This window comes from Kitasatospora sp. NPDC001660 (assembly GCF_053596725.1).
In genome coordinates this window covers 111490-124872 of record NZ_JBSFGU010000010.1, presented here as the reverse complement: position 1 = coordinate 124872, position 13383 = coordinate 111490, and the positions used below count along the sequence as shown (strand labels likewise).

Below are 13383 nucleotides of genomic sequence, written 5' to 3'. Positions count from 1 at the left end.
CCTTCAGATGGACGTCACGCTAGTTCGCGTCGGGCCGGGTTGTGCCGTACACGGTTGGTTTTCACCCGATGGTGTGAGTTTGAGGCCTGGCATAGCATCCCGATGCTGGTGAACTACGGTGCGGGTGAGAGGAGTTGGGGATGCTGAAGGAGTTCGAAGGGCTGTCGACGCCGTTGGTGGCGGATGCTTGTGTGCGGCTCGGGGTGGGGTTGCGGGCGGCGCCGGTGGGGGTGGCGGCGGTCGTTGCGGGGGCGCGGGTCGCGGGGCGGGTGCTGCCGGTGCGGCACTACGGGAGCGTGGACGTGTTCCTGGAGGCGTACGGCACTGCCCGGGGACGTCCTGGTGATCGACAACGGCGGGCGGACGGACGAGGCCTGCATCGGGGACCTCGCCGTGCTGGAGGCGATGGCCGCCGGGGTCGCCGGGATCGTCGTGTGGGGCCTGCACCGGGATACGCCTGAACTGGTGGAGATCGGGCTGCCGGTGTTCAGCTACGGCGCCCTGCCGCTCGGGCCGGTGCGGTTGGACGAGCGGGAGCCGCAGGCGCTGGTCACGGCGAGGTTCGGGCCGCACCCCGTGAGCGCCGGGGACGTCGTCTTCGCCGATGCGGACGGGGTGTTGTTCGTCCCCGGCGACCGGGTCGCGGAGGTGCTGGAGACGGCCGCCGGCATCGCCCGTACCGAGCGCGCGCAGGCCGAGCGGATCCGCTCCGGTGACACGCTCCGCAGGCAGACGGCGTTCGAGGCGTACCTGGAGCGGCGCGCCGCCGACCCGGCGTACAGCTTCCGGCAGCACCTGCGCCGGGTGGGCGGGGCGATCGAGGAGTAGGCCTGCTAGAGCGGCCTGTGCATCACGTGCAGGCCGACGTAGCCGTCCGCCGGGTGGCGGAAGGCCTCGGGGACGGTGCCGACGATGTCGAAGCCCAGCGACTCGTAGAGCTTCACGGCGCGGTGGTTGTTCGCCACCACCGCGTTGAACTGCATGGCGCGGTAGCCCTGGTGACGGGCCCAGTCGAGGGTGTACTCGACCAGGGCCCGCCCGACGCCGCGCCCGTGGTGGGCCGGGTCGACCATGTAGCTGGCGCTGGCCACGTGCGAGCCGTTGCCGGGGCGGTTGCGGCACATGTTCGCGGTGCCGACGACCGTGCCCGCGTCGTCCACCGCGACCACCGTGCGGTTCGGCGCGGGCAGCAGCCACCACTCGCGGCCGAGCTCGGAGGGGAGGTCCAGTGGGTACGGGAACGTCTCGCCCGCGGCGACGATCGCGTGGAAGAACGGCCAGATGGCCGGCCAGTCCTCGGCGGTGGCTTCTCTGATCTGCACCCGTTCAGCATGTGCCACGGCCGGGCGGGCCGGCCACTGGATTTCGGGTGGGCGGCTCCGCCGGACCGGGGCGGCTCCGTCAGAGGAGGGCGGCGGACGGTTCGATCATCGCGCGGGCGGTCCTGGCGTCGACGTACTCGCCGAGTGCGGTCATCTCCCACTCGCCGGACGACTGGCGGACCAGCTTGCACATCACCACACCGGTGCGGGGCTCGGAGCGGGTGAGGTCGAAGCGGACCAGCTCCTGCCCGCTGCGGGCGTCCAGCAGGCGGCAGTAGGCGTTCTGCACCTCGGTGAAGCGCTGGCCGGAGAAGGAGTTGACGACGAAGACCAGGCCGGCGACCTCGGGCGGCAGGCCCTCCAGGTGGACGGTGATCGACTCGTCGTCGCCGGTGCCCTCGCCGGTGAGGTTGTCCCCGGAGTGGGCGATCGCGCCGTTGAAGACGGTGAGCTTCATGAACCAGGCCGTCTCCAGCTTCCGGCGCTTCGCGTCGAACGCGATGCAGGAGGCGTCGAGATCGATGCTGCGGCCGCGGCCGGCGGGCTCCCAGCCGAGGGCCATCCGGACCGAGGAGAGGAACGGGCGGCCGTTCTTCACCAGGGACACCGAGCCGCCCTTGACCAGGTTGACCCGGCCCTTGTCGAGGGTGACCTTCGGGCCGGCCGGGGCGGTGGGGGCGGTGGGCGCGGTGGTGGGTGCGGGCGGTGTCGCGGGCATCGGGGGAGCGGTGGCGCGGGCGATGCGCGGGTCGACGGGCGGGTCGACGGGCGGGGCGACGGGCGCGGTCGGGGGCACCGGGGGCGCTGCGGGCGTCGGCGCAGCCGCCGGGGTCTCGTCGACGGTGACGCCGAAGTCGGTGGCGATGCCCGCGAGCCCGTTGGCATACCCCTGGCCGACCGCGCGCACCTTCCACGCGCCGTTGCGCAGGTAGACCTCCACCACGATGAGCGCGGTCTCCCGGCCGAGCGGCGGCGGGGTGAAGGAGACCAGCACCTGGCCGGTGTCGGCGTCGCGGACGGTCGCGGTCGGCTCCATCCCGGCGAACGTGCTCTCCTGGTCGGCCGGGCTGGCGGTGACCACGACCTTGGTGATGCCGGCCGGGACGGCCCGGGTGTCCACGGTGATCGCGTCCGGGGCGCCCGCGCCGGCCGGGCGGTGGCTGACGCCGGGGCCGTGCGGGGCGTTGAAGAACACGAAGTCGGCGTCCGAGCGCACCTTCCCGGCGTCGGTCAGGAGCAGGCCGGAGACGTCCAGCGCCTTGGGTGCGGTGACCTCGACGGTCACTCGCACGGCGGACAGTGGTGCGTTTCCGCCTGGGGTCAGGACGGTGGACACGGACTCCTCCTCTGGTGCGGGTCGACGGCCGTACGGGGACCGGGCGGACCGCCGTGCCGGGTGCTGCCCACAGTAACGAACGGGGTTGCGGAGTTGAGCCCGGGCCGTGGAGTTGAGCCCGGGTCGCGGGAGTTGGGCTCAGCAGGGCGCGGCGGAGCCCTAGTTGGGGCTGGGCTGGGTCCTCGGCGGGGCCTTTTGCGGGACCTTCGGCGGGGCCGCGTCGGTGAACGTGCCGAGGGCGGCGACGGCCCTGGGGGCGGTGATGCCGAAGGCGGCGACGGTCCAGTGCTCCGTGGCGGCGGCCCTGCGCGGGACCGCCGCGGCCGGGCGGGTGCCACGCACGCCGAAGGTGTAGTGGCCGGGGCGGACGTCGGTGCCGGCCGGAGTGGTGAACCGGTAGACCAGGGTGCCCCGTTCCTGCTGGGCGGTGACGACGGCACCGGGCAGGTCGGTCCAGGCGGTGCCGCTGCCCGGGGCCAACTCGCCCGGGGTGAGCCGGAACTCGGTCTGGAGGGCGGTGACCGGTTCGGCGACGCTGAGGCCGAGCACGTGCCGCGTGCCGTCGCGGCCGAGCGGGGTGACCTGGGCGACGCCGCTCAGGGGCTGGTCGGCCTCCGGGGCCTCGGTGGTGCCGGTGGCGCTGATGGCGCTGGTGGTGTCAGGGGTGGTGTCGGATCCCGGTACGGCGGGGGCGACCGGGGCGGACGGTGCCGGGGGGACGATCGGGAGCTTCGGCGCGAACGGCGTGCTGACGGACGGGCGGGTCGCACTCGGGGAGGGCGACGGCTGTCCGGAGGGTTGCGTCGGCGGCTGCGCCGATGGCTGTCCGGACGGCTGCGCGGGCCGGTGGGCCGCGGCGGCCCCGCGGTCCTGGGCGGACGGGTCGTCGGTGGACGCGAGTCCCGTGTGCCCGCCGTCGGATCCGGTGGCCGTCGGCTCGGGCGAGCCCGATCGGGACGCGGACTGGCCGGGCGTGGACTGGCCGGGCGTGGACACCCCCGGGTGCGGCCGCGCGGGCCGGGAAGCGGACGGCCGTCCGGTGGGCGGGGGAGCCGCCGGGGTGTGCTCGGCGGCTGCCTCGGCCTGGTCCGTGCCGCTCCCGCTCGGGGTCGGCGGCGGGGTGGTGCCGACCCGGGCGACGCCGGCCCGCCGACCGATGCCCTGCTGCTCGTGCAGGAGCAGGGTGGTGGCGATGCTGATGCCGACGACCGTGGACATCGCCATCGCGGCGCCGGAGAACCGCAGGGTGGGCAGCCGGAACCGCCCGCCGAACGGGCGCGGCCGACCGTGCCGGCCGTGCGGCGCGGGCTCGTGCCGCACGTCCCGTACCGCGTCCTCGCGCACAGCCACCGGACCCCTCCCTCCCCGCCGTCGCCGTATTCTCCCACGAGCCGCGCGGGGTCCGTTCAGGGAGGGGGTGAGCGTACCAGCGGGCGGCCACGGTGTGGACGGATTCCATCCACTTCGTGGACATCCGTTCAATGCAAGGAAGTTGACGGATCGTCGGGCCGGCTCTGGTAAGGACCGTCTGTCCGGGACGGGGGTGATTGCAACCTCCCTGCAACCCTTGCCCGCCCGACCGGAAGGGGCGCAGTCTGAGAGCATCCCACGCCGTCCCGGAGAGACCGTCATGCCGCCCGACCCGCTGTCCGCAGCCTCCAGTGCACCCCTCGCCGCCACCCCCACGGGCGGCGATGGGGACGGCTCCACCTCGGTGGAGGAGGTGCTGACCCTGCGGATCTCGCTGGGCGATGAGGTGGTCGGCGAGGTCCGCACCCGGTTCCGGTTCGACGCCGCCCGTCCGTACGAGGTCCTGCTGACCTTCCACCTGGGCCGACCGGACGAGGCCGACTGGGTGTTCTCGCGCGAACTGCTGCGCGACGGCCTGCGCACGCTGAGCGGCCAGGGCGACGTCAAGCTGTGGCCGGCGTACTGCCCGTGCCACGGTTCGACGTTGCACATCGCGCTCGGATCCCCGCACGGCAACGCCCTGCTGGAGGTGTCCAAACCGCGCGTGCAGGCCTGGCTGGACCGGACCTACGCGCTGGTCTCCGAGGAGGCCGAGCGCGCCTGCGGCCCGACCGACGCCCAGCTGGCCGCACTGCTCGCGGGCGGCTGAGGCGCCGTCGCGGGATTGCGCGGCCCGGGCAGCGGTGCGCCCGGCAGGCGCACGGTCCCGGCGGCGAGGGCGGTCCGCAGTCGGCGTACGGCCGGGGCCGACGAGGACGGCAGCAGGTCGTACGGGTCGTCCGGGCCGAGCACCGTGACCAGCACCGACTCCGCGAACCGGTACGGCCGGTGGGCCAGCAGGCCGCCCAGGTAGCGGCGCAGCCGGGACAGTTCGGCGCGGACGGTGACGGTCCTGGCCGGATCCCCGAACAGGGCGTCGGCGAGTTGCGCGGCGGTGCTGCCGTTGCGTCCGGTGGCGAGCAGGAGCAGCAGCTCGGTGTGGCGCGGGCTGAGCGTGTGCGACCAGCCGCCGGCCGCGCCCTGGACCGAGAGCTCCGGGCGGTCGGCGCGGCGCAGGTCCAGGCACAGCCGTGCCCCCTGGGCCTGCTCGGCGCCGGGCGCGCCTGCGCCGTCCGCGTCGGACCGTCGGACGGGCCGCACCAGCCAGCCGTCGGCCAGCGGTTCGAGCACGCACTCGCCGAGGCCGGGCACCCACTGGACGGCCGTGCCGCCCCATCCCTCGGCGGGCAGGCGCAGGCGGGCGGGCGGCGGGAGCCCGGCCGAGGCGGCGGTCCAGCCGGCGGCGTCCACCACGAGCGCCGGGCCGGCCACCCGGGCGAGCAGCGGGGCGGCCATCGTGCGCAGTTGGTGGAGCGACTCCAGCCGGTGGGCGCGCAGTTCGGTCTCGGCGAGGCGGGCGGCGGTGGTGGTGAGCTGGAGCAGGTAGGGGCGGACGTTGTGGGCGGGGCCGCTGAGGTTGACGGCGCCGATCAGCCGCCCGGTGCCGGGGTCGTGGACGGGTGCGGCGACGCAGGTCCAGGAGTGGTGGCTGCGCAGGTAGTGCTCGGCGGAGTGGACGTGCATCGGGCGCTGGTTGCGCAGCGCTGCCGCGATGCCGTTGGTGCCGACGCTCTCCTCGGCCCAGCGGGCGCCGACCAGGAAGCCGATCCGGTCGGCGCTGCGGCGCAGCCCGCGCTCGCCCTCCTGCCAGAGGACGTGGCCCTCGGCGTCGGCGATGGCGAGGATGAGCGGCGCCTGGTCGACGGGCTGGATGAGGGTCTCGCGCAGGACGGGCATGACGGCTTCGAGGCCGCTCGCGCGGCGGCGCACCTCGATCTCGGCGGGGCCGAGGTGGACGGCGGCGGCGCCGGAGTCGGGGTCGAGGCCGAGGCGGCGCAGCCGGGCCCAGGAGTCGCCGATCTCGGGGCGGGGTTCGAGGAGGCCCTGGCCGGGGGCGCCGGGGGCGCCGGGGGTGCTTTCGCCGGTGGCTTCGCGGGTGGCTTCTCGGGCGGCGGCGTCGGCGAGGGTGCGGTCGTGGACCTTGGCCAGTTCGGCCGCGGTCGGCGGGGTTCGACGTTCTGGTCGTCGGGTCTGCCGTCCGGTCTGCCGCACTCGGGTTGCTCCTCGCCGCCGATCGAGGGCGCGTCGGGGTTGATGCGCTGACGAAAGCGTACGGGGGAGGTGGGGGTCTGGGGACGGGGTCGGGGAAGTCGGGCGCGGGGGGTGGGCTTTCGGGAGGGCGGGTGGTGCCGGGGGGCGGCACTTCCTCTCGCCTGGGCGGAGGAAGGGGAGGGGGGTGGTTGGGGGTGGGGGGTGTGTTGTGTTGCGGGCGCGTGGGCTTGTGCCACGTGCCCGCGGGTCAGCGTTCTGTACTGGTGCTCCGTTGGGCGGCCTCGACCGTGTGGTGCAGGTCGGCGGTCGCCTCCAGGGTGGCGGCGGTGCTCAGGGCCAGGCAGGCGGCCAGGGCCGCGGCGACCGCGCGCAGGCGGGGGTCGGTGCGGGCCGGGCGGGGCTGGAGGAGGGCGGCCACGCGTCGCGGGACGGGGCCGGAGTGGGCGGCGGCCACCAGTTCGGGGCGGGCCGGCCAGGGGGAGCGGTTGGCGGCCAGGGCGGCGCGTCCCACCGCTCGGGCGGTCACGGTGCGGTCGCCGACCCTGGTCGCCGCCGCCTCGTCGGCCCAGCGCTCCAGGTGGTACCCGAGGGGCTTACGCAGCAGGCGCAGCGCCGGGTGGACGGCGGCGGTGTGTTCGGCGAGGGCGAGGAAGAGGTGGTGGCGGCCGGTCAGGTGGGCTCGCTCGTGGGCGAGCAGGGCGGCCCGTTCGGGGGCGCTGAGGGCGCGCAGCATGCCCGAGGTGATCACGATCCGGCCGGGTTCGCCCAGGCGGCCGGGGAGGGCGAAGGCGTCGGCGCGCTCGTCGTCGAGGACGGTGAGCGGGTGTTCGGCCCGCGCCCGGTGTACGGGGGCGGGCCGGGGGTGCGTGTCCGCCGCGGGCAGGGCGGCCCGGGCCGTGCGTAGGTCGTGGTGGTGGCGGCGGGCGGTCCGAACGGCGAGGGCGGCCAGCACGGCCAGGACGAGTGCGGCGACGGCGGCCGCGAGGGGTGCGCTGGGCGCGGCGGCGGTGAGCCAGGGCAGCGACAGGTGGCCGAACGCGGCGACCGGCGGCAGCCGGAGCAGCCCGGCGGCGGCGAGCAGGCCGAGCGAGCACAGGGTGCCGCCGGCCAGTACGGCGGCCGAGCCGGCGAGCGTCCAGGCGGCGGCCCGGGGCGGCAGCGCGTCGGCGAGGCGGCGGGCGAGCGGGGCGGCGAGGAAGGGCAGCAGGAGCGGGGCCCAGACGGCGATCATCACGAGGTGCCGCCGCCCAGCAGTTCGCGGAGCAGCTGCTCGTCCTCGGCGGAGAGGTCGGAGACGAAGCGCGCGAGCACGGTGGAGCGGTCGGCCTCGCGGCCGAGCTCGGTGTGCATGCGGCGGGCGGCGAGGCCCGCGGTGTCCTGGACGGTCGGGGTGTACGCGTAGGCGCGGCCGGCCCGGGTGCGTTCGACGGTGCCCTTGTCGTGCAGCCGGGCGAGGATCGTCGCGATGGTGGTGCGGGCGAGGTCCCCGCCGAGCGCCGCCTGGACGTCCTGCGGCGTCATCGGGTGCCGTGCGGACCAGAGGGCGGCCAGCACCTCGGCCTCCAGCTCCCCGGCGGGCCGGCGGGCGGACGGTACGTCGGACATGGCGGCGCTTCCTCCAGGTATCGTCTACAGTCACGTAGACCGTCTACGTCACTGTAGACGGTCGGGGCGTTTCGCCGCCCCCCAACGTACGGGAGGTCCGCCAGCCTTGCTCCAGTTCCTCGCCGATCCGGCCGTCCACCTCGCGGTGAACCCGCTGGACGCCTCCTCGCTGCTCGCCGCCTTCGGCGCGCTCGGCATCGCCGTGGTGCTCTTCGCCGAGACCGGCCTGCTGGTGGGATTCTTCCTGCCCGGCGACTCGCTGCTGTTCACCGCGGGGCTGCTGTGCGTGCCCGGCGCCACCAAGGGCCCGCAGCTGGAGCTGTGGCAGGTGCTGCCGGCCGCTCTCGTGGGGGCGCTCGCCGGCGCCCAGGTCGGCTACGTCATCGGCCGGCGCGGTGGGCGGGCGCTGCTGCGCCGTACCAGGCGCAAGAGCCTGCTGGAGGGCGTCGAGCGGGCCGAGGAACTGCTGGCCAAGTACGGCCACGGCAAGGCGATCGTGCTGGCGCGGTTCATCCCGGTGGTCCGAACGGTCCTGAATCCGCTGTGCGGCGTGCTCGAAGTGCCCGCCCGGTCGTTCGCCGTCTGGCAGGTGGCGGGCGGTGCTCTGTGGACGGTCGGTGTCGTGCTCGCGGGGTACGGGCTCGGGTCGTCGATCCCCAGCATCGACCGATATCTGCTACCGATCATCGGTCTGGTAGTAGTTGTCTCCGTGCTCCCCATTGTTCTCGAAGTGTTCCGCGCCCGTAAGGCGCGCCGTCACGGAGGTGACGTGTGATGTCCTCCCGGGCTCTCGCCGTGTACGACGGCAGCGGTATCGATGGCAGCCTCTACACCCAGGTCAACGGGTGGGCCAAGGCGGCGCCGGTGTGGCTGGACGACGTGATCAAGGTCTGGTCGGCGCTCGGCCTCGGCCTGTTCGCGGTCTTCATGCTCCACGCCTGGTGGCGGGCGCGCGGCGCCGAGTCCGCCGTGATGGCGCGGGTGCTGGCGGCGCCGGTGATCGTGGTCGTCGCGTACGGGGTGAACTCCGTGTTCAAGAACATGGTGGAGGAGCTCCGACCGTGCGCGCAGATCAAGGGGAGCGTTTCGCTGGAGACGTGCCCGGGTCCGGGTGACTGGTCCTTCCCGAGCAACCACTCCACGATCGCCTTCGCTGCTGCTGCGGCGCTCTTCTTCGTCAACCGTCGACTTGGTGCGGTCGCCGGGATCTTCGCCGTCCTGATGGCCGCCTCCCGGGTCTGGGTCGGCGTGCACTACCCGCACGACGTGGCGGTCGGCGCGCTGGTCGGCATCGCCGCCGGGGTGCTGCTGGCCCCCCTCGCCGGGCGCTGCGGTCCGCTGGTCGACCGGATGCGGGCGGGGGCGCTGCGCCCGCTGCTCGGACCGGGCTCGCTGCCGGTCGTGACCCGCGGGCAGGCGCGGCACGGGGCGCCGCGGTACTGATCCCGCGGTACTGATTCCGTTGCCCGCCTTGTTCGGGCGGGGTGGCGGGTAGAGCATGTGAGCCGGGCGTGGAGCCCCCTCTGTGAGGGGGAACCCGCCCGGTTCTGTCGTGCCAGCGGAGGGAACGCCCATGCCGTACCGACTCGACATCACCCAGGGCGACTGGCCCGGCGACCTCCTGCACAAGGGCGTCGAGGGCCTGCTCGCCGAGTCCATGGTGCTCACCCTCGCGACGGCGGGGCACGAGCACGGACCGCACGCCAACCTGGCGTTCTTCGCGTACGACGACGACCTCGTGCTGTATTTCGTCAGCGAGCGTTCCACCCGGCACAGCCACCACCTCGCCGAGGAGGCCCGTGCCGCCGCCACCGTCTTCCTCCCGCCCCCGGTCTTCGGCGAGCAGCTGCGCGGTCTCCAGCTGACGGGCAGCGCCGGCGAGGCGTGGGGCCGGCAGGCGCAGGCGGCGCTGGCCGCGTACCAGGGGCGCTACCCGTCCTTCGCGCAGGACGGGGACGTCCGGCGGCAGTACCTCACCGGGGGCGGGGCGGCGGCGCTGTACCGCTTCGAGGTGGACGAGCTGACGGCGGTGGACGAGCCGAACTTCGGGCGGCGCAACTATCTGCGGGCGCGGGTGGTGCGCTGATTCCTGCGCTCAGCGGTTCCAGTGGGGGCTGAGGGCGATGCCGCGGAGCTGGTCGACCGTCAGGGGGAGATCGGGGCGGGTGGGGGTGGGGCTCTTCTCCGCCGGGTCGATGTGGTCGATGTTGTACTCCACCACCTCGACCCTGCGGCCGTCGGGCCGCTGCGTGTCCACCGTCAACCGAATCCCGCCGCCGACGATCCTGCCCGGCCTGACCAGCACCTTCGTGCCGTCCGGAAGCGTCTCGGGGCAGTCCTCGGGCGAGGACGGGTGGCAGTCCCAGCTCTTCGGATCGTCCGAGAGATCCACCTCGATCACGGACGTGCCCTTTCCGTCGTCGTACGTGAAGCCGCCGCCGGAGCTGGGGTTGCCCTCGGGCCTCTCCCTGAGGATGCGGCCGTCGACGAAACCGCCGTTGCTGTTCGTCCGGGTGATCCTGCCGGGCGGCAGGAAGGCGGCCAGCTGGCCGGAGATCGGACCGTTCCGCGGACCGCCTGCGGGCGGGCTCGCCGACGGGGTGCGTGTGGGGGCCGGTGCGGGCGTGGCCGTCACCGCCGGGGGCGCCGCCGGGGCGGGGGGCGCGGAGGACGGGTGGTCGCCGAAGGCGACCGTGCCCGCGACGCAGGCGCCGGCCGTGAGGACGGCCGCCGTGCCGATCTGGGCCCGGCGGATCAGGCGCAGCCGGTGGCCTCGGGCGGCGGCACGGGCGACGAGGTCGCCGCGGTGCGGGCCGAACTGCTGGGACGTCCGGTGAAGGGCATCGTGCAGACGCTGATCGGGGTTCATGAGTGCGCTCCGTTCGGTGGTCAGGCCTGGACGAGGTCGGCGAGCAGCTCGTCGCCGAGGACGAGGCGCAGCTTCTGCAGGGCCCGCAGGCTGCGGGTACGGACGGCCCCCGGAGAGAGCTTCAGCATCCGTGCGGTCTCCTCGACCGGGCGGTCCTCCCAGTACCGCAGGACCAGCACCGCCCGGTCCCTGGGCGGCAGTTGGGCCAGCCCGTCCAGCAGCGTCAGCCGCAGCTCGGGATCGCCGGGTGCGGCCGGCGGGCCGTCCGGGACGCGGTCCACCGGGCGCTCCTGCGCGCTGCGCCGGCGGCGGTACGACGTGAACGTGCGGACCAGCACGGTGTGCGCGTACGCGACCGGGGCCTCGGCGCGGTCGATCCGGCGCCAGGAGCGGAACATCTTCGCCAGCGTCTCCTGCACGAGGTCCTCGGCGAGGTGGCGGTCGCCCGTGAGCAGGCAGGCCGTGCGGTAGAGCTGGTCGCTGCGGGCATGGGCGAACTCCAGGAAGTCCGCGGGTGCGTCCCCCACAGGGCGGGTCCTTTCTCGAACCTATGTCGTCCCAGGCACGCGGTGGGGGCGGCGGCGCGTTACGGGATGTTGTCGTGATCACATGCGCTGTCGGCGGCCGAGGTAGCCGACAGTGGCCATCATGGCGACGTTCGGGCCGGCCGTCACCGTGAGGCCAGGCCCGGTCCCTATCCTGTGGGGAACCAGGGGCGGGCGAGCGGCGAGGGTGTGCGGATGCAGGTGGGGGACGTGCTCGACGGGCGCTATCGGCTCCTGCGGGAACTCGGGCGCGGCGGGTTCGGCGTGGTGTGGGAGGCGTACGACTCCAGGGTCGGACGGCCGGTGGCGGTCAAGACGGTTGCGCATCGCGGCAACCAGGACGGCGTCCGGCGGTTCCTGCGGGAGGCGGGGGCCACGGGGGCGTTCATGCACCCGAACATCGTCGTGATCCACGACCTCGGCGAGGTCGAGCATCCGGCCGGGACGTTCAGTTACCTGGTCATGGAGCTGCTGTCGGGGCGTTCGCTGAAGCAGATCGTCGCCGAGCAGCTGCCGGAGCTGGGGTACGTTCTGGTATGGGCCCAGTACGTGTGTGTGGCCCTCCACGTCGCGCACGGCGCCGGGATCGTGCACCGGGACGTGACCACTGGCAACATCATGATCACCTCGACCGGCCAGGTGAAACTGCTCGACTTCGGCATCTCGCAACTGACCGGCCAGCCCGGGCTCACCGCCACCGGGGCGGTCATCGGCACGCCGTACACCATGGCACCCGAGCGTTGGCGCGGTGAGTTCGCCGACGCCAGGACGGACCTCTACTCGCTGGGTTGCGTGCTGTACGAGCTCTGCACCGGTGAACCCCCGTTCCCCGGCGACACCGTGGCCGTCATGCACCAGCACCTCACCAGGCCCGGCCCGCTTCCCGGTAGCCGGCGACCGGGCGTTCCCCGAGAGCTGGACCGCCTGGTCGCCGCCCTCCTGGCGAAGGATCCGCGGGACCGCCCCGCGAGCGCTTCCGACGTCCGGCGCTGGCTGGGTGAGATCGCGCGCACCCACACGGGCTGAGCGTCAGGGGCCGTGCATCGTCATCGCCTGGTCGGACCTTGAAGGGGCTGTCGGCGAAGTCGGCGCGGAAAGCCGGGCCCGTCGACCTTCCGCGCCGGCGGTGAACCTCAGTGACCGCCCTTGAGGTTGAGCACGACGACCCCGACGATGATCAGCGCGATGCCCAGCAGCTGCAGCTTCCCCAGCGACTCGCCGAAGGCGACCACGCCGATCCCGGCGACCGCCGCCGTGCCGGCGCCCGACCAGACGGCGTACGCGACCGAGACCGGGATGTGCTTGAGCGCGCGGCCGAGCAGCCAGAAGGAGAGCACGTAGCCGACGGCGACGCCGGCGCTGGGCCAGAACTTGGAGAAGCCCTCGGTGAGCTTGAGGCAGCTGGTGGCGCAGACCTCGCTGAGGATCGCGAAGGTGAGGAGGAGGTAGGGCATGCCGGTCTCAAACAGCCCGGTGCGCGCCCAGCTTCCCGAGCAGGGCTAGATCCGCGTTCTCCAGGCTGTCGAGCAGGGTGATCCGGGAGCCGTCGGGCATCGGCGTCGCCGTGGAGGGGACGGCGAGGACCGCGCAGCCGGCCGCGCTGGCGGAGGCGACGCCGGTCGGGGTGTCCTCGACGGCGACGCAGGCGGCCGGGTCCAGGCCGAGCCGCTCGGCGGCGGCCAGGTACGGGTCGGGTGCGGGCTTGGTGCGCTCGGTGTCCTCGGCGGCGAGGGTCACGGTGAACCAGTGCCGGCCGATGGTGCCGAGGACGAGGTCGACGACCCGGCGCGGGGAGGCGGAGACCAGCGCGGTGGGCACCTGCGCGTCCCGCAGCGAGGCGAGCAGCGCGAGTGCGCCGGGGCGGGGCACGGTCTCGGCGGCGACCTTGCCGGCGAAGGACTCGCCGAGCCGCTCGGCGAGTTCGGCTTCGGTGCGGTCGGTGCCGGTGACCCGGTGCAGGTGGGCGGCGGTGTGCTCGACGGCGCGGCCGAGCACCTCGGGGGCGTCCTGGTCGGTGAGCGAGTGGTGCAGCTCGTCGGCGAGCTCGGCGGCGGCCTCCCACCAGAGGTGCTCGGTGTCGACCAGGGTGCCGTCCATGTCGAAGAGGACGGCGGCGGGCAGTGCGGACTCAGGCATGGCGGTACC

15 protein-coding genes and 1 pseudogene are annotated in these 13383 nt (G+C 74.2%); 6 read left to right on the top strand and 10 right to left on the bottom strand.

What is annotated here, in order from left to right:
* The first annotated feature begins 140 nt into the window (after positions 1–140).
* Positions 141–828 (top strand): annotated as a pseudogene (locus ACWCXH_RS14020) (RraA family protein).
* Between the two features lie 5 nt (positions 829–833).
* Here ACWCXH_RS14020 and ACWCXH_RS14015 read toward each other — a convergent pair.
* From ACWCXH_RS14015 to ACWCXH_RS14005, 3 genes are all read right to left on the bottom strand, one after another.
* A complete protein-coding gene (locus ACWCXH_RS14015) occupies positions 834–1322 on the bottom strand; it encodes an N-acetyltransferase family protein (protein WP_449801671.1) in 489 nt (162 codons plus the stop codon).
* 79 nt (positions 1323–1401) lie between these two features.
* Positions 1402–2646 carry a TerD family protein gene (locus tag ACWCXH_RS14010; protein ID WP_449801763.1) on the bottom strand — a complete coding sequence of 415 codons (1245 nt, stop codon included), beginning with the start codon at positions 2644–2646 and terminating at the stop codon, positions 1402–1404.
* A 171-nt stretch (positions 2647–2817) separates the two neighbouring features.
* Complete coding sequence (locus ACWCXH_RS14005; RefSeq protein ID WP_449801670.1) at positions 2818–4008, bottom strand: hypothetical protein; 1191 nt, start codon at positions 4006–4008, stop codon at positions 2818–2820.
* Positions 4009–4288: 280 nt separating this feature from the next.
* Between ACWCXH_RS14005 and ACWCXH_RS14000 the strand changes: the two genes are divergently transcribed.
* The gene (locus ACWCXH_RS14000; RefSeq protein ID WP_449801669.1) at positions 4289–4777 is read left to right on the top strand and encodes an SsgA family sporulation/cell division regulator; all 489 of its coding nucleotides are present in this window, start codon (positions 4289–4291) and stop codon (positions 4775–4777) included.
* On the opposite strand, the gene ACWCXH_RS13995 is transcribed toward ACWCXH_RS14000, so the two are convergent.
* The 3 genes from ACWCXH_RS13995 to ACWCXH_RS13985 form a co-directional block, all read right to left on the bottom strand.
* On the bottom strand, positions 4696–6219 hold the full coding sequence (locus ACWCXH_RS13995) for a GAF domain-containing protein (protein ID WP_449801668.1): 1524 nt from the start codon (positions 6217–6219) through the stop codon (positions 4696–4698). The genes ACWCXH_RS14000 and ACWCXH_RS13995 overlap by 82 nt on opposite strands.
* 247 nt (positions 6220–6466) lie before the next feature.
* Complete coding sequence (locus tag ACWCXH_RS13990; RefSeq protein ID WP_449801667.1) at positions 6467–7450, bottom strand: M56 family metallopeptidase; 984 nt, start codon at positions 7448–7450, stop codon at positions 6467–6469.
* Positions 7450–7824 carry a BlaI/MecI/CopY family transcriptional regulator gene (locus tag ACWCXH_RS13985; RefSeq protein WP_449801666.1) on the bottom strand — a complete coding sequence of 125 codons (375 nt, stop codon included), beginning with the start codon at positions 7822–7824 and terminating at the stop codon, positions 7450–7452. The genes ACWCXH_RS13990 and ACWCXH_RS13985 overlap by 1 nt, the downstream gene beginning before the upstream one ends.
* A 106-nt stretch (positions 7825–7930) precedes the next feature.
* Between ACWCXH_RS13985 and ACWCXH_RS13980 the strand changes: the two genes are divergently transcribed.
* The 3 genes from ACWCXH_RS13980 to ACWCXH_RS13970 all read left to right on the top strand — a co-directional run bounded on the left by ACWCXH_RS13980 (position 7931) and on the right by ACWCXH_RS13970 (position 9910).
* Positions 7931–8599 (top strand): DedA family protein, encoded by a 669-nt coding sequence (locus tag ACWCXH_RS13980; RefSeq protein ID WP_449801665.1) that lies wholly within the window; start codon positions 7931–7933, stop codon positions 8597–8599.
* Positions 8599–9267 carry a phosphatase PAP2 family protein gene (locus ACWCXH_RS13975; RefSeq protein ID WP_449801664.1) on the top strand — a complete coding sequence of 223 codons (669 nt, stop codon included), beginning with the start codon at positions 8599–8601 and terminating at the stop codon, positions 9265–9267. The genes ACWCXH_RS13980 and ACWCXH_RS13975 overlap by 1 nt, the downstream gene beginning before the upstream one ends.
* Positions 9268–9397: 130 nt before the next feature.
* Entirely contained in the window at positions 9398–9910 is a 513-nt protein-coding gene (locus ACWCXH_RS13970; RefSeq protein WP_449801663.1) for a pyridoxamine 5'-phosphate oxidase family protein, read from the top strand.
* 9 nt (positions 9911–9919) lie between these two features.
* Here ACWCXH_RS13970 and ACWCXH_RS13965 read toward each other — a convergent pair whose 3' ends face one another.
* Positions 9920–10693: a hypothetical protein gene (locus ACWCXH_RS13965; protein WP_449801662.1), complete on the bottom strand. Its 774-nt coding sequence runs from the start codon at positions 10691–10693 to the stop codon at positions 9920–9922.
* A 20-nt stretch (positions 10694–10713) separates the two neighbouring features.
* Positions 10714–11220 carry a SigE family RNA polymerase sigma factor gene (locus ACWCXH_RS13960; protein WP_449801661.1) on the bottom strand — a complete coding sequence of 169 codons (507 nt, stop codon included), beginning with the start codon at positions 11218–11220 and terminating at the stop codon, positions 10714–10716.
* Between the two features lie 213 nt (positions 11221–11433).
* On the opposite strand from ACWCXH_RS13960, the gene ACWCXH_RS13955 reads away from it, so the two are divergent.
* Positions 11434–12264, top strand: a complete 831-nt coding sequence (locus ACWCXH_RS13955; protein WP_449801660.1) for a serine/threonine-protein kinase — start codon at positions 11434–11436, stop codon at positions 12262–12264.
* 107 nt (positions 12265–12371) lie between these two features.
* Here ACWCXH_RS13955 and ACWCXH_RS13950 read toward each other — a convergent pair whose 3' ends face one another.
* A complete protein-coding gene (locus ACWCXH_RS13950; RefSeq protein ID WP_449801659.1) occupies positions 12372–12692 on the bottom strand; it encodes a DMT family transporter in 321 nt (106 codons plus the stop codon).
* A gap of 7 nt (positions 12693–12699) precedes the next feature.
* The gene (locus tag ACWCXH_RS13945) at positions 12700–13374 is read right to left on the bottom strand and encodes an HAD family hydrolase (RefSeq protein WP_449801658.1); all 675 of its coding nucleotides are present in this window, start codon (positions 13372–13374) and stop codon (positions 12700–12702) included.
* Positions 13375–13383: the final 9 nt, after the last annotated feature.